The 19,945-nt window shown below is 70.9% G+C and carries 16 protein-coding genes; 10 read left to right on the top strand and 6 right to left on the bottom strand.

Annotation, left to right across the window (positions count from 1 at the left end):
• The first annotated feature begins 56 nt into the window (after window positions 1-56).
• Both BLS56_RS18160 and BLS56_RS18155 read left to right on the top strand, forming a co-directional pair.
• Window positions 57-1,160 (top strand): mannose-1-phosphate guanylyltransferase, encoded by a 1,104-nt coding sequence (locus BLS56_RS18160; protein WP_091452181.1) that lies wholly within the window; start codon window positions 57-59, stop codon window positions 1,158-1,160.
• 91 nt (window positions 1,161-1,251) lie between these two features.
• Window positions 1,252-1,632, top strand: coding sequence for a hypothetical protein (locus tag BLS56_RS18155; RefSeq protein ID WP_091452178.1), 381 nt, complete (start codon window positions 1,252-1,254; stop codon window positions 1,630-1,632).
• A gap of 88 nt (window positions 1,633-1,720) precedes the next feature.
• On the opposite strand, the gene BLS56_RS18150 is transcribed toward BLS56_RS18155, so the two are convergent.
• The 3 genes from BLS56_RS18150 to BLS56_RS18140 are packed head-to-tail and all read right to left on the bottom strand — an operon-like array spanning window position 1,721 to window position 4,897.
• Entirely contained in the window at window positions 1,721-2,584 is an 864-nt protein-coding gene (locus BLS56_RS18150; protein WP_091452175.1) for a glycosyltransferase family 2 protein, read from the bottom strand.
• Between the two features lie 22 nt (window positions 2,585-2,606).
• Window positions 2,607-3,737 carry a glycosyltransferase family 4 protein gene (locus BLS56_RS18145; RefSeq protein ID WP_091452475.1) on the bottom strand — a complete coding sequence of 377 codons (1,131 nt, stop codon included), beginning with the start codon at window positions 3,735-3,737 and terminating at the stop codon, window positions 2,607-2,609.
• A gap of 56 nt (window positions 3,738-3,793) precedes the next feature.
• Window positions 3,794-4,897 (bottom strand): glycosyltransferase family 4 protein, encoded by a 1,104-nt coding sequence (locus tag BLS56_RS18140; protein ID WP_091452172.1) that lies wholly within the window; start codon window positions 4,895-4,897, stop codon window positions 3,794-3,796.
• Window positions 4,898-4,940: 43 nt separating this feature from the next.
• Between BLS56_RS18140 and BLS56_RS18135 the strand changes: the two genes are divergently transcribed.
• The 4 genes from BLS56_RS18135 (at window position 4,941) to BLS56_RS18120 (ending at window position 11,145) form a co-directional block, all read left to right on the top strand.
• The gene (locus BLS56_RS18135; protein WP_091452169.1) at window positions 4,941-5,852 is read left to right on the top strand and encodes a glycosyltransferase family 2 protein; all 912 of its coding nucleotides are present in this window, start codon (window positions 4,941-4,943) and stop codon (window positions 5,850-5,852) included.
• 69 nt (window positions 5,853-5,921) lie between these two features.
• A complete protein-coding gene (locus tag BLS56_RS18130; RefSeq protein ID WP_091452167.1) occupies window positions 5,922-8,480 on the top strand; it encodes a glycosyltransferase in 2,559 nt (852 codons plus the stop codon).
• Window positions 8,473-9,555 (top strand): glycosyltransferase family 4 protein, encoded by a 1,083-nt coding sequence (locus BLS56_RS18125; RefSeq protein WP_091452472.1) that lies wholly within the window; start codon window positions 8,473-8,475, stop codon window positions 9,553-9,555. Before BLS56_RS18130 ends, BLS56_RS18125 begins: the two co-directional genes overlap by 8 nt.
• Before the next feature lie 141 nt (window positions 9,556-9,696).
• Complete coding sequence (locus tag BLS56_RS18120; protein WP_091452470.1) at window positions 9,697-11,145, top strand: pyridoxal phosphate-dependent aminotransferase; 1,449 nt, start codon at window positions 9,697-9,699, stop codon at window positions 11,143-11,145.
• A gap of 147 nt (window positions 11,146-11,292) precedes the next feature.
• Here BLS56_RS18120 and rfbD read toward each other — a convergent pair whose 3' ends face one another.
• Window positions 11,293-12,192, bottom strand: coding sequence for a dTDP-4-dehydrorhamnose reductase (gene rfbD, locus BLS56_RS18115; protein WP_091452165.1), 900 nt, complete (start codon window positions 12,190-12,192; stop codon window positions 11,293-11,295).
• 5 nt (window positions 12,193-12,197) lie between these two features.
• The gene (rfbB, locus tag BLS56_RS18110; RefSeq protein WP_091452163.1) at window positions 12,198-13,190 is read right to left on the bottom strand and encodes a dTDP-glucose 4,6-dehydratase; all 993 of its coding nucleotides are present in this window, start codon (window positions 13,188-13,190) and stop codon (window positions 12,198-12,200) included.
• Window positions 13,191-13,467: 277 nt separating this feature from the next.
• On the opposite strand from rfbB, the gene BLS56_RS18105 reads away from it, so the two are divergent.
• From BLS56_RS18105 to BLS56_RS18090, 4 genes are all read left to right on the top strand, one after another.
• A complete protein-coding gene (locus BLS56_RS18105) occupies window positions 13,468-14,979 on the top strand; it encodes an LCP family protein (RefSeq protein ID WP_175482905.1) in 1,512 nt (503 codons plus the stop codon).
• Window positions 14,980-15,097: 118 nt separating this feature from the next.
• Window positions 15,098-16,330, top strand: a complete 1,233-nt coding sequence (locus BLS56_RS18100) for an LCP family protein (protein WP_228771734.1) — start codon at window positions 15,098-15,100, stop codon at window positions 16,328-16,330.
• An 18-nt stretch (window positions 16,331-16,348) separates the two neighbouring features.
• On the top strand, window positions 16,349-17,044 hold the full coding sequence (locus tag BLS56_RS18095) for a TIGR03089 family protein (protein ID WP_091452154.1): 696 nt from the start codon (window positions 16,349-16,351) through the stop codon (window positions 17,042-17,044).
• A gap of 56 nt (window positions 17,045-17,100) precedes the next feature.
• A complete protein-coding gene (locus BLS56_RS18090; RefSeq protein WP_091452151.1) occupies window positions 17,101-17,919 on the top strand; it encodes an SDR family NAD(P)-dependent oxidoreductase in 819 nt (272 codons plus the stop codon).
• Here the strand turns inward: BLS56_RS18090 and BLS56_RS18085 are convergent.
• On the bottom strand, window positions 17,885-19,939 hold the full coding sequence (locus BLS56_RS18085) for a molybdopterin-dependent oxidoreductase (RefSeq protein WP_228771733.1): 2,055 nt from the start codon (window positions 19,937-19,939) through the stop codon (window positions 17,885-17,887). The two genes, BLS56_RS18090 and BLS56_RS18085, sit on opposite strands and share 35 nt — an antisense overlap.
• Between the last annotated feature and the right edge of the window lie 6 nt (window positions 19,940-19,945).

Raw genomic sequence — 19,945 nt, 5'->3', positions numbered from 1 at the left:
GGTTGGCTACAGTGGCGCCACCACTCACAGCGTCGGGAACAGGGACGAGAACCTCAGTGACGTCGACAGAACTGCACGTAGTCGTGCCCGCGGGTGGGAGCGGCACCCGCCTGTGGCCGTTGTCGCGCGCGGCGAACCCGAAGTTCCTGCACCCGCTCACCGGCACCGACCGCTCGCTGCTGCAGGCCACCTACGACCGGCTGGCGCCGCTGTCGCGCCCGGAGAACCTGCTCGTGGTGACCGGCACCCCGCACGCGGTCGGCGTCGCCCGGCAGCTGCCGGACCTGCCCGAGCGCAACATCCTCGTCGAGCCGTTCGCCCGCGACTCCTGCGCCGCGATCGCCCTGGCCGCCGCGGTGATCGAGCGCCGCAGCCCCGGCGCGGTGATGGCCTCCTTCGCCGCCGACCACCTGATCACCGACACCGACGAGTTCGCCGCCACCGTCGCCCGCGCTGTCGACGGCGCCCGCGACGGCCACCTGATGACCATCGGCATCACCCCGACCCGCCCGGAGACCGGCTACGGCTACCTCTGCTGCAGCGAGACGGCGCAGCGCTCGGTCATCCAGAAGGTGCTGGAGTTCAAGGAGAAGCCCTCGCTCGAGGTCGCCACCCGCTACCTCGCCTCCGGCAGCTACCTGTGGAACGCCAGCATGTTCGTCTGGCGCACCGACGTGTTCCTCGCCGAACTCCAGGCCCGCCGCCCGGACGTCGCCGAGCCCATCACCAAGATCGCCACAGCCTGGGACACCGACACCCAGCAGGACGTCCTGGCCGAGCTGTGGCCGACGGTGCCCAAGGTCGCCGTCGAGTACGCGGTGATGGAACCGGCAGCCGAAGACGGCAAGGTCGCCACCGTCCCCGGCGACTTCGGCTGGAGCGACATCGGCGACTTCGAGACCGTGGTCGACCTGCTGGGAACCGACGTCGGCGGCGGCAGGGCCTTCACCACCCGCCCGGACAGCAAGGCCGTCGTGGTCGACGGCGAAGGCATGGTCGTCGTCCCGTCCGGCGGCAGGCTGGTCGCCACCCTGGGCGTGCACGACCTGATCGTGGTCGACACCGACGACGCCGTCCTGGTCTGCCGACGCGACCGCGCCCAGGACGTCAAACGCCTCACCGAGATCCTGCGCGACCGCGGAGAACTGGATTACCTCTGAATGTCCTGTGTATTGCCGGTCTCTGCTGACGCCACGCGGCAAGCGGGATACTCTGACAAGGAACTCGGAGCGACGCAGGAGAGGCCGCCACATGGACCCTCGTGACCGGGCCGACGCCATCCTGGCCCGAGCCCGCGCCCGCGGCGCTTACGTCGTCACCCCGGAGAGCGCGATCTCGCCGATGGACGCCGCGGCGACGCTGCAGATTCCGCGGGCCGTGGTGTCGGCGATCGACAACGCTGACGCGACTCAGGTGTTTCCGGCCAGCCGGGCTGAGGACGAGCTGCCCGCTATCGCGCAGGAGGCTGCCACGCAGTCGTTGGCGTCTCCTGGGCGGCCTACTGAGCGGCTTCCTCGGCAGCAGCCTCGCCAGCCTGAGCCCGAGCCGGTGGAGGGGCTGGTTCCGACGGAGAAGCAGCCGCCTGCTTCTCGGCCTAGCTTGACCCAGCGGCTTGATGGTGGCTCGCGTTAGTTCGCTTGGGGTGTTTGCTCGATGGGGTGGCGGCTTTGACCCGCGTGGGACCTGACAAGCGGGCGGGTTGGGCCCAGGTTTTGCCGGGTTAGCGGTTGTGCAGTTTGAGGCGTATTGCCAGGCCTGCTTTGACGGCTGCGCGGACGGGGGCCCAGTGGGGGCCTTGGTGCCTGTCTGCGATGTAGCGGTAGGCGCTGTCGTGGTGGGCGGTCAGCATGGCCGTGGAGGCCTTGGCTGTTGAGACGCCTTGGATGTGCATTACTTCCGCTGTGGGGACGTAGATGTTTTGCCAGCCTGTCCGGGTCAGGCGTTCGCCTAGGTCTACATCCTCGAAATACATGAAGTAGCGGGAGTCGAAGCCGTCTACGGAGTCGAAGGCTTCTCGGCGGAGGAGTAGGCAGGAGCCGGATAGCCAGCCTGCCACGCGTTCGGTGATGTTTGTTGTCGACTGTTTGTAGGACTGGGTCCAGGGGTTGGCAGGCCAGATTTTGCCTAGGAGGCCGTGGCCTATTCCTTTGCCCAGGGAGGGGATTTCTCGGGCCGATGGGTAGACGCGGCCGTTTGGTTCTGTGATGAGGGGGCCGAAGGCGCCGCCTCGGGGCCAGCGGTGGGTGGCGGCCAGTAGCTCGTCCAGGGAGCCTGGGGACCATTCCAGGTCGGGGTTGGCTATGACTATCCAGCCGTACGAGTCGTCCAACGCTGCTACGCCGCGGTTGGCGCCGGAGCCGTAGCCGAGGTTGCCGCCGGTGCGGACCAGTTCGACGTTGTCGCAAGCGGCTGCGGCTGCCTCTGGGGCGCCGTCGGTCGAGCCGTTGTCGGCCAGGATCACGTGGACCGGGCGGTCGGTGGCCTTGGCCAGGGTGGTGAGGAACCGCTCCAGGGTCTCGCCGGGCGAGTACGTCACGGTCACGACGGCGAGCTGATCACCGTAGGGGGTCGGTTCGGCGGTCACGACCTGACATTGTGCACGCCGGTCAGCGTGACCTTCGGTGCAGGGTGAAGGCGCGGCCGTAGGCGGAGCGGTGGCGTTCGGCGCTCAGGTCCCAGGAGAAGTCCTTGGCTCTTCGCTGCGCGGCGGCGGAGAGGTCGGCGCGGCGGGCCGGGTCGTCCAGCAGATCGCTGATGGCCGCGCCGATGTCGCCCGCGCCGACGCCGCAGTAGGCGACGGCGTCGCCGCCGACTTCGGGGAGGGACAGGCGGCGGGTGGTGAGCACGCAGGAGCCGCAGGCCATGGCCTCCAGGACCGGGAGGCCGAAGCCCTCGCCGAGGCTGGGGTAGGCCACCAGGGCGGCCCCGCCGAGGAAGCCCGCCAGGTTGTCGAAGGGCAGGTAGCCCGCCCGGATGACGCGCAGGCGGTGCGGCACGGCGTCGAGGGCGCGTTCGATCTGGTGGTCCCAGCCCGGCTGCCCGGCCAGCACGAGCGCGGGCGGGTCGGGGCGGTCGCGGCAGGCTGAGGCGAAGCCGCGGATCAGGGCGGGCACGTTCTTGCGTGGCTCCAGCGCGCCGAGGAACGCCACGTACGGGGTGCCGCCCAGGCCGACCGCGGCCCGGGCGTCGGCGACCTCCCGCGGCGACGGCGGGTGGAAGCGGTCGGTGCCGACGCCGTGCTGGATGACCTCAAGGCCGCGCGGGTCGGCGCCCGCGACCCGGGTGAGCTCGGTGGCTGTGGCCACGCTCGGGACGACGCACAGGGACGCGCGCAGCAGCGCGGTCCGGGTCCAGGCGCGGAAGAAGCGGGCCTTGATGGAGTGGTGGAGCACGGCGTCGGTGAAGAACGTCGCGTCGTGCAGGGTCACCACGGACGCGGCCTGTCCGGCCAGCGGGATCGTGTAATGCGGGGAGTGCAGCACGTCGACGCCGAGTTTGCGGACCAGGCGCGGCAGGGTTGTCTGTTCCCAGGTAAGCCGCGCGGTGCGGGTGGCTATCGACTCCGAGGTCGGCACTATCCGCGAGCGCGGGGCGATCCGGCCGTAGAGCGCGGCGTCGCGGGGCTGGCAGACCACGCTGAGCCGGGCGCCGTCCGCGTCGAGCGCCGCGACGAGCGAGTCGACGTAGCGGCCCACGCCGCCGCGGTCCGCCGGGACTGCGGTCGCGTCGATGAGCACGCGGGGGTCGGCCAGGGACACGCGAGCAAGGGTACGACGCACGGGATCGGCGTTTCTCACGAACGAGTGAACTCATCGGCGGCGGCGCGCAGGCCCAGATGCAGGCTCCACACAGCGGCCGCGGCCTTTTCCCAGGTGAAGGTGGCCGCGCGCGCCTTTCCGCCCGCGGACAGGGCGGCCGCGTGCTCCGGGGACGAGGAAACAGCACGCAACGCGCGGGCCAACTCCGCGGGATCGCCGCGCGGGGTGCTCACCCCCGCGCCGCCCGCGACCTCGACCAGCGCGGGCGCGTCCGAGTGCACGACCGGGACCCCGGCGGCCATGGCCTCCAGCATCGGCAGCCCGAAGCCCTCGGCGCGGCTGGGGGCGGCGAACACCGTCGCGCGGCGCAGGACCTCGGCCAGTTCGGCGTCGGTGACCCGGCCCAGGACCCGCACCCGGTCCGGGGGCAAACCGTGCGCGGCGGCGAGCGCGCGCAGGTCGACCCCGCCCCAGCCGGGCGGCCCGACCACGACCAGCGGCAGGTCCGGGCCGTGCGCGAGGGCTTCGACCAGCACGTCGAGCCCCTTGCGCGGCTCGACGGTGCCCACCGCGAGCACGTACTTCTGGGGCAGGTCCAGGTCCACCGGCTCCTCGGGCAGCCGGGACACGCCGTGGCCGATGACGTGCACGGGCGCAGGTCCGGGCGCGTGCGTGGCCAGGTCGGCGGCCACGGCGGCGGTGGGCACGACGACGGCGTCCGCCCGCAGGGTGGCCCGCCGGATCATCGCCTGGTGCCAGGCCGCCCCGCGCGGGGTCAGCGTCTCGGGGTGGGTGAAGGGCACCGTGTCGTGCACGGTGACGACCAGCGCCCGGCCGCGGCGGGCGGCGGCGGGGGCCAGCGGGGTCGGCGCGTGCACGATGTCGCCGCCCGGCCAGGGCGGCAGCCCGTGCTCCCAGGCCAGCGTCAGCGCCCGACGCGGCAGCGGCAGCGGCCGGGGCCCCGCGACGCCGGGAATCCGCGCGGCTCCCGGGTCGCGGTGCCACGCGGTGACGCCCGCGACGGTCCAGCCCTCGGGCGCGGCGGCGGCCAGCGCGGCCGTCAGCTCCCGGGTGTAGCGGCCGGTGCCGCCGGGCACGGGGGCGAGAAGCTGCTCGGTGAGCACGACGAGCTCGGGCACCGGCCCAGGGTCCCACGCGGACCGCAGCGTACGGTCACAGGCCGTGGACGCGCGGACGACGGTCGTGGTGGTCACCTGGCGTGGCCGGGAGCACATCGGGGCGTGCCTGGACGCGCTCGCCGGGCAGACCCGTCCACATCGGACGATCGTGCTGGACAACGCCTCCGACGACGGGACCGCCGCCGTGGTGGCCGCGCACCCGCTGGCGCCGGAGGTGATCCGGCTCGACCGCAACGCGGGGTACGCGGGCGGGCTGGCCGCGGCGCTGCCCTCGGTCGGCACGCCCTATGCCGCCTGGCTCAACGACGACGCCGCGCCCGCGCCGGACTGGCTGGCCGCGCTGGAGGACGCGCTGGAGCACGACGACCGGGCCGGGGCCGCGAGCGCGCGGCTGAGCAGGCCGGACGGCGCGGTCCAGTCGGTGGGGGTGCGGCTGACCGCGTTGGGCTACGGCGCGGACGCGGTGACCGGTCCGGTGTTCGGGTTCTGCGGCGGCGCGGCCCTGGTCCGGATGTCGGCGCTGGCCGAGGTGGGCGGGGTGCCCGCGGGCTTCTTCTGCTATTACGAGGACACCGACACCTCGTGGCGGCTGCGGCTGGGCGGGTGGACCGTGCTGTCCGCGCCCGACGCGGTCGCGGTCCACCTGCACGGGGCCAGCACCCGACCGGGGTCGCGGGCGTTCCACCGCTGGAACGAGCGCAACAGATTGTTGATGCTGTTGCGTTGCGCACCACTGTCCGCCGCCGTGCGGGAGCTGGCCCGGTTCGCCGCGATCACCCTCGCCCTGCCGCTGCGGCGCGCGGTCCCGGCCGCGCCGAATTTCGCCGTGGGCCTGCGGCTGGGCGTGTTGGTCGAGGTGGCGGCCCGGTTGCCGGGCACGCTGCGGCAGCGCCGCGCTATCGGGCGGCGGGCCGTTGTCGACCGCGCGGCGGTGTGGGCCGAGCGCGGCGAGTGAGACCACGGACGGTCGCCCGGTCGGTTTCAGGTGGTTGAGCGCCCATCACAGGCTGCGATGGGGCACGCTATGCGTAACGGGGACCAGCGCGAGGAGGCCGGATTGGCTCAGGGGGCGGGGGCAGCGACACTGCCGGTGCTGTCAGTGGTGGTGGTCAACTACCGGGGCGCGGACGACACCGTGGCGTGCCTGCGCGCGCTGCGGACCGAACTGGACTATCCCGGCGACCGGTTGCAGGTGGTCTGCGTCGACAACGCCTCCGGCGACGGCAGCACCGAGCGCATCCGCGCCGTCGAGGGGGTCGACCTGGTCGAGGCCCCGGCCAACCTGGGCTTCGCGGGCGGCTGCAACCTCGGCGCCGAGCACGCCACCGGAACCGTGCTGGCCTTCCTGAACAACGACGCCCGCCCCGACCCCGGGTGGGCGCGGGCGGCGGTGCGGGTGCTGGCCGAGCAGCCCGACGTCGCGGCCGTGGCGAGCAAGGTGCTCGACTGGTCCGGGGAGCGGGTGGACTTCGTCGACGGCGGCCTGACCTGGTTCGGCATGGGCTACAAGCGCCACGCCGGGCAGCCCGACGACGGCAGCCACGACGCGCCCCGGGACGTGCTGTTCGCGACCGGCTCGGCGATGTTCGTGCGCGCCGGGGTCTACCGCGAGCTGGGCGGCTTCGACGAGCGCTTCTTCATGTTCTACGAGGACGTCGACCTGGGTTGGCGGCTGAACCTGCGCGGCTGGCGGGTGCGCTACGAGCCGACGTCGCTGGCCTACCACAAGCACCACGCGTCCGTGTCCCAAGTGGACACCCCGGACAATTCGCGCGAGCTGTACCTGTTGGAGCGCAACGCGTTGGCCGCGCTCTACAAGAACCTCTCCGACGCCACCCTGGCCAAGGCGCTGCCCGCGGCGCTGGCGCTGGCGGTCCGCAGGGCGACCGCGCGCGGCGAGATCGACGCGACGCAGCTGGAGATCACCCGCCGCGGCGAGACCGGCGGCGGGGATGTGTCGATTCCCCGCACCGCGCTGGCCGGAATGCTTGCCATCGACCAGTTCGTGGAGCTGCTGCCGTCGCTGGCGGCGTCCCGGAAGGTCGAACAGGCCAAGCGGGTGCGCTCGGACGCCGACCTGGTTCCGTTGATGCGCAAGGCGATGGAGCCCGCGTACCCGCTGCCGCGCTACCTGGCCGCGCACGACATCCTGGTCGAGGCGTTCGGATTGGAAGAGGCGTTCGGCGCGCGCCGCAAGATCCTGGTGATCACCGGCGACGCGATCTCCGAGCGCATGGCCGGTCCGGCGATCCGGGCGTGGAACATGGCCGAGGTGCTCAGCGCCGAGCACGAGGTGCGGCTGGTCACGGTCAACCCGCTGTGCGCGCCCCCGGACACGGCTTTCCCGGTGCTGCGCGCCCGCCGCCGCGACCTCGACCCGCACGTGGACTGGGCCGACGTGGTCATCCTCCAGGGCCACGCCCTGGAACTGGTGCCGTCGGTGCAGAAGAAGGACTCGACCAAGATCGTCGTCTGCGACGTCTACGACCCGATGCACCTGGAACTGCTGGAACAGGGCAAGGACGACGTCGCCGAGCAGCGCGAACTCGATCTCGTCGGGGTCACCAAGGTCCTGAACACGCAACTGGAGCGCGGCGACTTCTTCGTCTGCGCCTCCGAGCGGCAGCGGCACTTCTGGCTCGGGCACCTGCTGGCGCTGGGCAGGCTCACCCCCGCCCTCTACGACACCGACCCGACGCTGCGCTCGCTGCTCGCGGTCGTCCCCTTCGGACTTCCCGGCAAACCGCCGCAGCAGAGCCGGTCGCCGATCAAGGGCGGCATCGCCGGAATCGGCGAGCGCGACAAGGTCGTGCTGTGGGCGGGCGGGGTCTACAGCTGGTTCGACCCGCTGACCCTGGTCACCGCGATCGGCACGCTGGCCCGCCGCCGACCGGACGTGCGGCTGGTGTTCCTGGGTATGCGGCACCCCAACCCCGAAGTGCCCGAGATGGACATCGGCGGGCAGGTGCGGGCGCTGTCCGGGCGGCTGGACCTGACCGGGCGGCACGTGTTCTTCAACGAGACCTGGGTCCCCTACGAGCAGCGCCAGGACTGGCTGCTCGACGCCGACTGCGGCGTGACCACGCACTACGAGCACGTGGAGACGACCTTCGCGTTCCGCACCCGGGTGCTGGACTACCTGTGGGCCGGGCTGCCGATCGTCACCACCGACGGCGACTCGTTCGCGGAGCTGGTGCGCGCGGAAGGGCTCGGGGTGGTCGTGCCCGCCGAGGACGGCGACGCCCTGGCCGCCGCGCTGGAACGGGTCCTCTACGACGAGGAGTTCGCCCAGGGCTGCCGGGAGCGCATCGCCGTCGCGCGGGAGCGGTTCACCTGGGAGAACGTGCTCGCCCCGCTGACCGCGTTCTGCCGCGCCCCGCGCCCGGCCGCCGACCGGCTCGCGGGCGCGGAGACGCTGGTGCGCAAGCCCGCGCTGAGCCCGGCGGCCACTCTGCGGCGGGATCTTGGCCTGGTGAAGGAATACCTGGATTCCGGCGGCGCGGGCGAACTCGCCAGACGCGCCGCGGGCCGGGTCGCAAGAGTTGCCCGTGAACGGCTTTCCGGAGGTCGCGGCGATGCCTAAGCCCATTCGCGTCCTCATCGACGGCACGCCCCTGCTCGGCGACCGCACCGGCATCGGCCGCTACACCTCGGCGCTGGCCGAGGAACTGGCCTCGTCGTCCCAAGTGGACATGCGGGCGGTCGCGTTCACCCTGCGCGGCTGGCGGGGGCTGCGCAAGGTGCTCCCGCACGGCTCCCAGGCGCGCGGGATGCCGGTGCCCGCGCGGCTTCTGCGCAAGGCGTGGCTGCGCGCGCCGTTCCCGCCGGTGGAGCTGTTCGCCGGACTCACCGATGTCGTGCACGGCACCAACTTCGTGCTCCCGGCCGCCTTCCGCGCCGCGGGCGTGCTCACCATCCACGACCTCGCGTTCCTGGACTACCCGGAAGAACTGCCGCCCAGCGACGCGGAACTTCCTGAGCTGGTGCGGCTTTCGGCGATCCGCGCGGGCGTCGTCTGCACCCCGACGCGCGCCGTGGCCGAGCAGGTCGTCACGCGTTTCGGCCTCGCGGAAGAGAAGGTGCGGGTGACCCCGCTTGGCGTCGACCCGGCCTGGTTCGCCGCCCGCCCGCCCAACGAGACGCTGGCCCGCAGGCTCGGCCTGCCCGCCCAGTACCTGCTCTTCGTCGGCGCCGCGGGACCGCGCAAGTCCCTGAACTGGCTGATCAAGGCGCACGCGGCCACCCCGTCGCTGCCGCCGCTGGTGCTCACCGGCCCCGGCCACGCCGCGGGCGACGACCGCGTGCTGGCCACCGGCTACCTCCCAGAAGGCGACCTGCGCAGCGTCGTGGCAGGCGCGTCGGCGCTGGTCATGCCCTCCCGCGACGAGGGCTTCGGCCTGCCGGTGCTGGAGGCCATGGCCTGCGACGTGCCGGTGGTCTGCACGGATGTCCCCGCGCTGCGGGAGGTCTCCGGCGGCCACGCCACCCTGGTCCCCTACGGCGACGTGGAGGCCATGGCCGTCGCGCTCACCGCGGCCCTGGAGAACCCCCCGTCCCCCGCGACGGTCTCCATCCGGCGACGGCACGCGTCGAGCCACACTTGGCGCCGCTGCGCGGAGTTGACCATCGCGGCGTACCGCACGGCAGCGGAGCGCTGACTGCCGCACACAGCGCGACGACTGTCCCTCACACTGACCGAATCTCTCCCTCGAACGACTGGCATCTCCGCCTGCGCGTTGTTCCCGGCGGCTGGGCGTCCAACACTCGGATGACCAGCCGCCGTGACCTGCGAGGCAGAGATGACCACAAGGGACCTGAGCACCGAACCGGCGTTCTCCGTCAGCGCGTTCACCAGCGACGAGCGCGACCGCCTCACCCTGCTGCCCGACGAGGAGCAGCGCTCCGTCCTGTACCGGGATCTGCTTTCCGACAAGGGCATCGACCAGCCCACCAACCTCGCGGTCGCCGAGAACGTCCTGCTCTACCCGATGATGCGCGCCGAGGTGTTCGACAAGATGCCGGTGCTGCCGAAGGAGTACGTCAAGTACTTCCCCAGCTACGGCAGCGTCGAACTGCGCACCATGATGGCCGCCCGGCTGGCCGAGTCGTTCGGCGTGCCCGGACAGATCACCCCCGACGAAGTGTTCGGTGTGGCCGGGGTTTCCTCGGCGTTGCAGTGCATCGCCTGGGGCCTGCAGACACCTCTGTCGGTGGAGACCGACGTGCCCATGCCACGCGGAGACCAGCCGTGCCCGGTGCCCCCGGGCAGCACGGTCATGCTGCCCGCGCCGTTCTGGCAGGGCTTCTACTGGTCGTTCCAGCAGGGCCCCAACCTCAAGTGCCTTCCGGTCCCGCTCACCACGGCGGGCATCGACAACTTCCGACTCACCCTCGACGACCTGCGCCGGGAGTACGACGCCCGACCGGAGAAGCCGAAACTGCTGGTGCTGACCAACCCGCAGAACCCCCTCGGGGTGAACTACGACCGGCAGTTGCTCGAATCAACCTACGAGTGGGCGCTGCAACACACCGACATGCACATCATCTCCGACGAGATGTACTGCCACTCCCAGCTCAGCAACGCCAAACCCCCCTTCGTCAGCGCACTCGCGCTCAACGCGATCGAGCAGTACCGGGACCGCGTGCACGTGGTGTGGGGATTCGCCAAGGACTTCGGGCTTTCCGGTTTCCGGGCAGGTTTCCTGATTTCCCGCTCCCCTTACGTCCGAAACGTGATGGTCGGCGCCACCAACCCCACCGAGCGGCGCAACGCCCAGTCCTGGTTCACCCCCATGGACTCCCTCAAACACTTCTACCTGCTGAACCTGCTACACGCCAACAACGACCGCTTCTGGCACGACGCGATGAGGCAGTACCCCGAACTCCTCACCTCGGCCTACAAGTCGGTCGCAGGCGTGCTGGACCGCTACCGCATCAGGCACGTGCACACCGAACACGCCAACAGCGCACAGTTCTTCTGGCTCGACCTACGCGAATTCCTCGGCCGCCCAGACCAGTCCACCACCCAATCAGGCCTGTTCGGCTTCTTCGGCGGCGACACCCAACCCGACCCCGAACAACACCTGGCCGACGCCATCCTGAGAAACGCGAACGTGCAACTACTGACCGGCACCACCCTGAGCTGCCCGGTCAAGGGCTACTTCCGCCTCTGCTTCACCGCCACGGAAACAGACCAGGTAGTCAAGGCAGTCACCGCAATGTGCGAATACCTGCGGTCACTCCAGTAACCGCCCCACCCACCAACCACCACCCGCTCCTGCCAGGTACTCGATGGGAGCAAAGCGGCGAACCGGCCCTTCTGCCAGCAGGGCCCGAAGCTGCCAGGTGCTCGATGGGCCCCAGCGAGCCAACCCCCAGAAGCAGCCAGCAGCGTTTCAGGGCCGAAAACCCCCAGGATGAGCAGCAAAGGCAGCCGACAGCGCCGCACGCCAGTGCCGCATCGGCGTCAACCCCTCACCCCGCCAAGCAGCATCCGAAAGCACCGAGTAAGCAGGACGAGCAGCAGCAGTCGGATAATCCTTGGTCCCACACGATTTCACCCGAGCAGGATCAGCGCCCAGTTCCTCAAAGACAGCCCGAGCAAACCCGGCCCAAGTCACTTCACCCGCATTAGCGCAGTGCAGAACACTAGCTTTCGGCGGGTTAGGACCAGTCACCCGACCCGCCAACTCCACCAGAGCACGCGCCAAGTCCCCAGTCCACGTCGGCGAACCGACTTGATCGTCCACAACAGACAGCGTCTCCCGCTGGCTTTCCAGCCGAGCCATCGTCTTGACGAAGTTCCCGCCGTGCGCCCCATAGACCCACGAGGTCCGCACCACCCAAGCGCGAGCGCCAGAGCCAAGAACGCCGTCCTCGCCCGCGAGCTTAGTGGTCCCGTAGACCGACTTCGGCCCGGTCGCATCGTCCACTTCGTACGGACGTTGAGCATCACCAGGGAAGACATAGTCCGTGGAAACGTGAATCAGCGGCACACCTCGTGAAGAACAGGCAGCGGCCAACACGCGAGGACCATCGGCGTTGACCGCGAACGCGCGCGCCCGGTCGGTTTCCGCTTTGTCGACCGCTGTGTAGGCCGCGGCGTTGATCACGACCGGCACATGCCCGTCAGCGCGGGCGAGGGTGGCCAGTGTGGACACCGCCTTGATGACCTGCCCAGGCTGGGTCAGATCGAGTTCAGCGGACCCAGGGGCAAGGACGGAGACATCCGCGAGCCCGGCCAGCTCACGCCCGAGCTGCCCACTGCCACCGGGTACCAGAAGCGCGAGAGCCACCGGGGTCAGTTCCCCGGGAGCGCGGCGCGGCGCTTGAGCGGTTCCCACCAGGCCCGGTTGTCCCGGTACCACTGGACGGTGCTCGCCAGGCCGTCTTCGAAGGAGACGCGCGGCTGGTAGCCCAGTTCGGTGGAGATCTTGGTGATGTCGACCGCGTAGCGCCGGTCGTGCGCCTTGCGGTCGATGACCGGCTGCACGAACGACTCGTCGGTGCCGGTCGCGGCCAGCAGCAGGCTGGTCAGTTCCCGGTTGGTCAGCTCGGTGCCGCCGCCGATGTTGTAGATCTCGCCCGCGCGGCCGGAGTCGGCGACGAGCTGGATGCCGTGGCAGTGGTCGTCGACGTGCAGCCAGTCGCGCACGTTGAGGCCGTCGCCGTAGAGGGGGATCTTCTTGCCGTCCAGCAGGTTCGTGGTGAACAGCGGGATGACCTTCTCGGGGAACTGGTACGGGCCGTAGTTGTTCGAGCACCGGGTGATGCAGACCGGCAGGCCGTGGGTGCGGAAGAACGACCGGGCGATGAGGTCGGAGGACGCCTTCGACGCCGAGTACGGCGAGTTCGGCTCCAGCGGGTGCGTCTCGGGCCAGGAGCCCTCATCGATCGAGCCGTACACCTCGTCAGTGGAGACGTGCACGAACCTGCCCACCCCGGCGTCGACGGCCGCCTGCAGCAGCGTCTGGGTGCCGAGCACGTTGGTGAGCACGAAGTCGGCCGACCCGAGGATGGACCGGTCCACGTGCGACTCGGCGGCGAAGTGCACGACCAGGTCGATCCCGGCCATGGTCGCGGCCACGAGTTCGGCGTCGCAGATGTCGCCCTCGACGAAGCTCAGCCGGGGGTTGTCGGCGACCGGGTCAAGGTTGGCCTTGTTGCCCGCGTAGGTCAGCTTGTCCAGCACGACCACCTCGGCGTCGGCCAGCGTGGGGTACGCACCGCCCAGCGCCTGCCGCACGTAGTGCGAACCGATGAATCCGGCTCCGCCCGTCACCAACACCCGCATCTTGGTCCCACCGTCCCTCGGCTCGCGTCCTTCGCCAGAGTCTTCCACGTCCCGAGTGAACCTCGATGCTCACTAGTGCGTGTTACGAGTGGCGGCACTGGCCGATATCCCCACTGGCCGGATTACCCATTGCGACATGGGTAACCTGAAGGTGGACGGGACGGAACGGGGAGGAGCGTGCGTGGACGAGCGTGCGCCCACGGGGGCTGATGGCGCGCGGGTCGATGCAGTTGGCCCGCGCAGGCTCCCGGTTTGGCGACGGGCGAGCGCCGCTGTGGTGAAGTCGGTCACAGCCTTGCTCTCGGCCGCGCTGATCTCCGCCACCGCCTACGGCTGGTGGACGTTCGGCGGGATCGATGACAACACCGTCACGACAGACGTTATCGAGGTCGCGCCCGACGCGCCTCTCGAACCACTCGATGGTGCGGTGGACATCCTCCTAGTGGGGATCGACAGCCGCACCGACGCCTTCGGCAACCCCCTGCCCAAGGAGGTGTTGCAGCTGCTCAACGGCGGCCGGGCGGACGGCGAGCGCAACACCGACACGATGATCCTGGTGCACATCCCGTCCGACGGCTCCCGCGCGATCGCGTTCTCGTTCCCGCGCGACTCCTGGGTGGACATCGGCCCCGGCTTCGGCAAGCACAAGCTGAACTCGGCCTTCGTCTACGCCTACAACGACACCCGCAAGACCCTCGCCGCGCAGGGCGAGGACGACCCCGAGGTGCTGGAGGCCAAGGCGACGGTCGCGGGCCGGAAGAACCTCATCGCGGCCATCGAGCGGCTGATCGGCCGCTCGCTCGCCATCGACCGGTACGCCGAGGTCAACCTGGCCAGCTTCTACGAGGTCACCAAGGCCATCGGCGGCGTCGAGGTGTGCCTGAAGGAAGCGGTCGACGAGCCCAAATCGGGCGCGAACTTCTCCGCCGGTCGGCAGACCATTTCCGGCGCGGCGGCGCTGTCGTTCGTCCGGCAGCGCTATGACCTGCCCAACGGGGACCTCGACCGGATCGTGCGGCAGCAGGTGTTCCTCGGCGCGCTGGCCGACAAGGTGCTTTCCGCGGACATGTTGACCGACCCGAGCCGGGCGCGGGACCTCGTGTCCGCCGTGCAGAAGTCGGTAGTGCTGTCGTCCAACTGGAACCTGTCCCGGTTCGCGGCCCAGATGCAGCGGCTGAGCAGCGGGAACATCGAGTTCCGCACCATCCCCAACCAGGGCGACGCCAAGATCGGCGGCGCGGACGTCATCAAGGTCGATCCCGAAGAGGTGCGGGACTTCGTCGCCGACCTCACCGGCGGGGCGGACTCGTCGGCGGCCGGGAAAACGACCACATCGGCGCCCGCGACGGCAACCACCACCGGGGACAGCGGCGACATCACCGTCGAGGTCCGCAACGGCTCCACGACCCGCGGCCTGGCCACGACGGTGCTCGACGCGCTCGCCGGGGACGGGTTCCTGCGCGGCGAGGTGGGCGACGCCGCGGTGCAGGCGGGGTCGATCATCCGCTACGCCAAAGGCGAGCGGACCAAGGCCGAGGCGGTGGCCGGGTCGCTGAGCGGCGCCTTCGCCTTCGAGGAAGACCGGACGCTGCCGCGCGGGCACGTCCGGGTGGTCCTGGGCACCACCTACCAGCCGTCCTCCCGGCTGGCGGGCGAGCCGATGCTGCGGCTGCGGCCCCCGGACGAGCCGACCGACACCACCGGCGCGAGCCCGGACGCCACCAGCACCCCCGCGACGACGGCACCGCCGGAGAAGATCGAGGCAGGCAGCGTCACCTGCGTGAACTGAACCTGCGGTTCAATCACGATCCGTGGTCGACTGTCCCCAGTCGGGCGAACCACACCGTCTCGATATGAGTCCTTGTCTAGCCTTGGCAAGGCGCTACCGGGCGGAGAAGGAGACAGACGTGACGGACGGGCCGACGCCTGCTGCTGCGGACGACCGCCCCGAGAACGACCCTGAATCCCGGCGGCACGGGCGCGTCTCGGTGTGGCTGGTGAGTGGTCGGACAGCGCTGGCGCTGCTGTCCGCGGCGGTGCTTGCCGCCTTCGCGGTCGTGACTGTGCGCATTGACGACTTCCAGGAGAGTGTCACTACCACCGACGCGTTAGCCGAGGCGCAGAAGCAGGCGGACGCCCCGTCAGCCGACGACGGCGCCAACGACATCCTCGTCGTCGGCAGCGACACCCGGACCGACCTGCAGGGCCGCCCGCTGTCCGCGCGGGTGCTGCGCGAGCTGCGCACCGAAGCGACCGACACGATCAACACGGACACGCTGATCGTGCTGCGCATCCCGCACAACGGCGGCAAGAGCCACGCGATCTCCATCCCGCGCGACACCTACGTCCCGGTGCCCGGCCACCGCGAGGAGAAGATCAACGGCGCGTTCGGCGTCACCAAGGCGCGGGTCGCCGAGCGGCTGGTGGCGGGCGGGGAGAGCGACCGCGAGAAGATCGAGCGCGAGTCGGACAGCGCGGGCCGCACGGCGCTGGTGCAGACCGTGCAGAACCTGACCGGCGTGCGGATCGACCACTACGCCGAGGTCACCCTCTACGGGTTCTACCTGCTCACCGAGGCCATCGACGGCGTCGACGTGTGCCTCAACCACGCCACCAGCGACCCGGACTCCGGCGCCGACTTCCGCCGCGGCCCGCAGACCGTGCGCGGCGGCGACGCGGTGGCCTTCGTCCGGCAGCGCAAGGGCCTGCCCGGCGGCGACCTGGGCCGGATCGTGCGGCAGCAGACGTTCCTGGCCTCGGCGATGAACAAGGTGCTCAGCGGCGGCGTGCTGACCGACCCGGGCAAGCTGGACGCGCTGGAGTCCGCGGTGTCCAAGACCGTGGTGATGGACCCGGGTCTGCACTTCCTCGACCTGGTCAACCAGGCCCAGGCGCTGGCGTCCGGCCAGGTCGGCTTCGTGACGATCCCGGTCACCGGCGTCGGCGCGCGCAACGACCGCGGCCAGAGCGTCATCACGGTCGACAGCGCCGCCGTGCGCGCCTACGTGGGCGGCCTGGCCTCGGCGAACCCGCCGCCCGCCCCACCGCCGCCGCCCGTGGTGACCGGTGAGAACCTGATGGGCAAGCGCTTGCTCAACCTGGGCGCGCCCGCCCGCGTCGCCGCCCCCTGTATCGACTGACCACTGACCGGAGTTCCGTTGAGCCTTACCGACGCCCTCTTGCGCCCCCTGCGGTCCGCTTCCGCCAAGCCTCTTGTCACGCACTACGACGACGCGGCAGGCACGCGAGTCGAACTGTCGGTCGCCACTGTCGCCAACTGGGCAGCGAAGACCGCGAACTGGCTAGTCGAAGAGCACGACGTCGAACCGGGCACCCCGGTCGCCGTCCGTCTGCCTGCGCACTGGCAGACGGCGGGCGTGCTCCTGGGCGCGTGGTGGGCCGGGGCGCACGTCGTCGGCTTGGACGACGCTGGCTCCGGCGACGCGGTGGTGACCTTCGTGGCGCCCGGCGAGTCGGCCGAGGGCACGGTCGCGGCGGTGTCGCTGGACCCGATGGGCCGCGACCTGGGCGGCTCGACCGGCGGGGTGCTCGACTTCGTCGGCGAGGCCCGCCTGTTCGGCGACGACTTCTTCGGCGCCCCGGCGCCCGGCTCGACCCTGGCGCTGGCCGGGATGACCGTGGACGAGACGCTCGCGGCCGCCAAGGGACAGGGACTGGCGGCGGGGGCGCGCGTGCTGTCCACGCGCGAGTGGACCGTGCCGGACGGGGTGCTCGCGGCCCTGCTGGCTCCGCTGGCGGTCGGCGGGTCGGTCGTGCAGGTCAGCAACCCGGACCCGGCCCGGCTCGACGCGCGTCGCACGACCGAGCGAACCACGGCCGACGTCCTTGCCTGACTCAACTTACCAAGAGTAAGTTACTCTCTGGTAAGCAACGAGGCTTGGAGGTGGCTGTGAAGTCGTTCACGGGCAAGGTGGCCGTGGTGACCGGTGCGGGCTCCGGAATCGGGCGCGCGCTGGTGCTGCGCCTGCTGGCCGAGGGGGCCCGGGTCGCCGCGTCGGACATCGACGATGCCGCGCTCTCCGAGACCGCCGCCATCGCGAGCGCGGGCGAACGGCTGCGCGCCTACCGACTCGACGTCGCCGACCGCGACGCCATCTACAGCCACGCCGACCAGGTAGTCGCCGACTTCGGCCAGGTCGACCTGGTGGTCAACAACGCGGGGGTCGCGCTCAAGGGCAGCGTCCGCGAGATGACCGACGACGAGTTGCGCTGGGTCATGGACATCGACTTCTGGGGCGTCGTGCACGGTTCGCGCGCGTTCCTGCCGCACCTCGTGGCCTCCGGCGACGGACACCTGGTGAACGTCTCCAGCGTGTTCGGCCTCATCGCCGTGCCCACGCAGAGCGCCTACAACGCCGCCAAGTTCGCCGTGCGCGGGTTCACCGAGGCGCTGCGACAGGAAATGGTGCTGGAGGGGACCAATGTCGGCGTCTCCTGCGTGCACCCGGGCGGCATCAAGACCAACATCGCCCGCAACGGCCGCACATCCAACCCCGCGGATGCGGCCGAGTTCAGCAAGTCCATCGACCAGGTCGCGATGACCAGCCCAAAGGCCGCGGCGCGCACGATCCTCAACGGGGTCAAGCGGAACAAGGCCCGCATCCTCGTCGGGCCGGACGCCTACGCGATCGACGCGCTGCCGCGCGTCCTGGGCTCGCTGTACCAGCCGCTGGTCATCCGGGCGGCGAAACGGCAGCTTGGACAGTGACCGGGACGCCGTTGAGGACCGCGGTTCCCGCCGCACTGTCCACAATGGCCGAATCGGTGAGGTCGTTGGCGCTCGCCGCACGGTAGCCGTGCGGGAGGCTGACGACGCCGCGCATGACGTCGTCGGTCGCCCGCGCGGTCGCCTCGACCGCCCCGGCCGCTGACTCGACGCGCACGAGGTCGCCGTCGGCGATGCCGCGCTCGGCGAGGTCGTCGGGGTGCATGAGCAGGTGGTGCCGAGGGGCGCCCTTCGTCAGCCGCTGGATGTCATTCATCCAGGAGTTGTTGGCGCGCAGGTGTCTGCGGCCGATGAGCAGCAGGCCGGGCGGGGCCTCGACCTCGGTCGCCGCCGCGCGCAACTCGGGCGGCGCCAGGCGAATCCGCTTCCCCGGGGTGCGCAGCCGCCGGGGCAGGGCGGGGGTCAGCGGCCCGAGGTCGACGCCGTGCGGATGGCGGCGCAGCGCCCGCACCGACAACCGGCGCGGGCCCAGGCGCAGCAGCAGATCGAGGATGCGGGTCGGGCTGACCCGCAGGCCGAGCGCGGCGAGCCGATTGCCGCGGAAGTGCTTGCGGTAGCGCGAACCCAGCTCGCGGAAGATCTCCCAGTCGTGCCGCGCGTCGGCGGGCTTGGGCAGGACCGCGGGCGAGAACCGCGCGGTGTCCCGGACGGCGAGGGCGTGGAAGACCATGTCGTAGTGGTCGCGTTCGAGCGGGGTGGTCGGCGGCAGGATCACGTCCGCGTGCCGGGCGGTCTCGCTGATCCGGAAGTCGATGGCGACCAGAAAGTCCAGTTCGCGCAGGGCTTTTTCGAGTCCATTCCCGTCCGGAGTGGACAGAACAGGGTTTCCCGCCGAGACCACCATCGCCCGAATCCGGCCCGCGCCCGGCGTGGTGATCTCTTCCGCCAGCGCGGCCACCGGGAACTCCCGCGCGAACTCGGGAAGCCCGCGCACCCGGCTGCGCCACCGCGCGCGACCGCCCCGCGAGGCCAGCTTGAGCAGGTCGACGGCGGGCCGGGTCACCATCGTGCCACCGGGACGGTCGAGGTTGCCGGTGAGGATGTTGAGGAGCTGGATCGCCCACTGGCACAGGGTTCCGTGCGCCTGCGTGGACACGCCGGTGCGCCCGTAGGCGGCGGCGCTGGGGGCGGCGGCGAACTCCCAGGCGATCCGCCGGATCACCTCGGCGGGCACGCCGCTGACTTCGGCCGCCCGCTCCACCGGGTACCGCAGGACAACCCGGCGAACCTCGTCCACCTCGTCCACATAGGACGCCGGGGTGGCGAGTCCGTCGTCAAGGATCACGCCCACCATCGCGAGCAACACGGCCGCGTCGGTCCCCGGCCGGACGAAGTGGTGCTCGTCAGCGGACGTGGCGGTCTCGGTCCGGCGAGGGTCGAACACCACCATCCGCCCGCCCCGGTCGGCCAACGCGCGACGGCGGCGGGCGAAGTCCGGCACGGTCATCAGACTGCCGTTGGAGACCATCGGATTGCCGCCGACGACAAGGAAGTAGTCGGTGCGGTCGATGTCCGGGACGGGCAGCAGCATCTGGTGGCCGTAGAGCAGGCTGGCGACCACATGGTGCGGGAGCTGGTCGACCGAGGTGGCCGAGAACCGGTTGCGGGTGCGCAACATGCGGAAGAACGCGGTGCCATGCGTCATCGCGCCGAGGCTGTGCACCGTGGGGTTGCCCAGGTAGACCCCCACCGCGTCGGCCCCGTGCTCCTTGCGCACCCGCGCAAGCCGCCCGGCGACCAGATCGAACGCGTCGTCCCAGGAGATCGCCGCCCAACCGTCACCGGTCTTGCGGAGGGGCGTGCGCAGCGCGGTCGCCCGAAGATCAGGCAGCGCAAGGGCTTTCGGACACAGATGCCCCCGCGAAAGCGGGTCTCGCCGGTCACCCCGGACAGACAAAACCCGACCCGCGTCCACCTCGAAAACCAACCCGCAGATTGCCTCACACAACGCACAGGAGCCGAACCGGGTCACCGGGCCGTCTTCCTGCCGCTTGTCGTCCACGTGGCC

Origin of the sequence: Actinokineospora iranica, from assembly GCF_900101685.1 — a bacterium.
Taxonomy (GTDB): domain Bacteria; phylum Actinomycetota; class Actinomycetes; order Mycobacteriales; family Pseudonocardiaceae; genus Actinokineospora; species Actinokineospora iranica.
Note: the sequence above shows the minus strand (reverse complement) of the source record. Positions and strands in the feature narration are given on the sequence as shown.

Excerpts from the sequence above, each read along its gene's own strand:
- BLS56_RS18155 (WP_091452178.1), top strand. The coding sequence starts at position 1,252 with ATGGACCCTCGTGACCGGGCCGACGCCATCCTGGCCCGAGCCCGCGCC.
- BLS56_RS18130 (WP_091452167.1), top strand. The coding sequence starts at position 5,922 with ATGCGTAACGGGGACCAGCGCGAGGAGGCCGGATTGGCTCAGGGGGCG.
- BLS56_RS18125 (WP_091452472.1), top strand. The coding sequence starts at position 8,473 with ATGCCTAAGCCCATTCGCGTCCTCATCGACGGCACGCCCCTGCTCGGC.
- BLS56_RS18120 (WP_091452470.1), top strand. The coding sequence starts at position 9,697 with ATGACCACAAGGGACCTGAGCACCGAACCGGCGTTCTCCGTCAGCGCG.
- rfbB (WP_091452163.1), bottom strand. The coding sequence starts at position 13,190 with ATGCGGGTGTTGGTGACGGGCGGAGCCGGATTCATCGGTTCGCACTAC.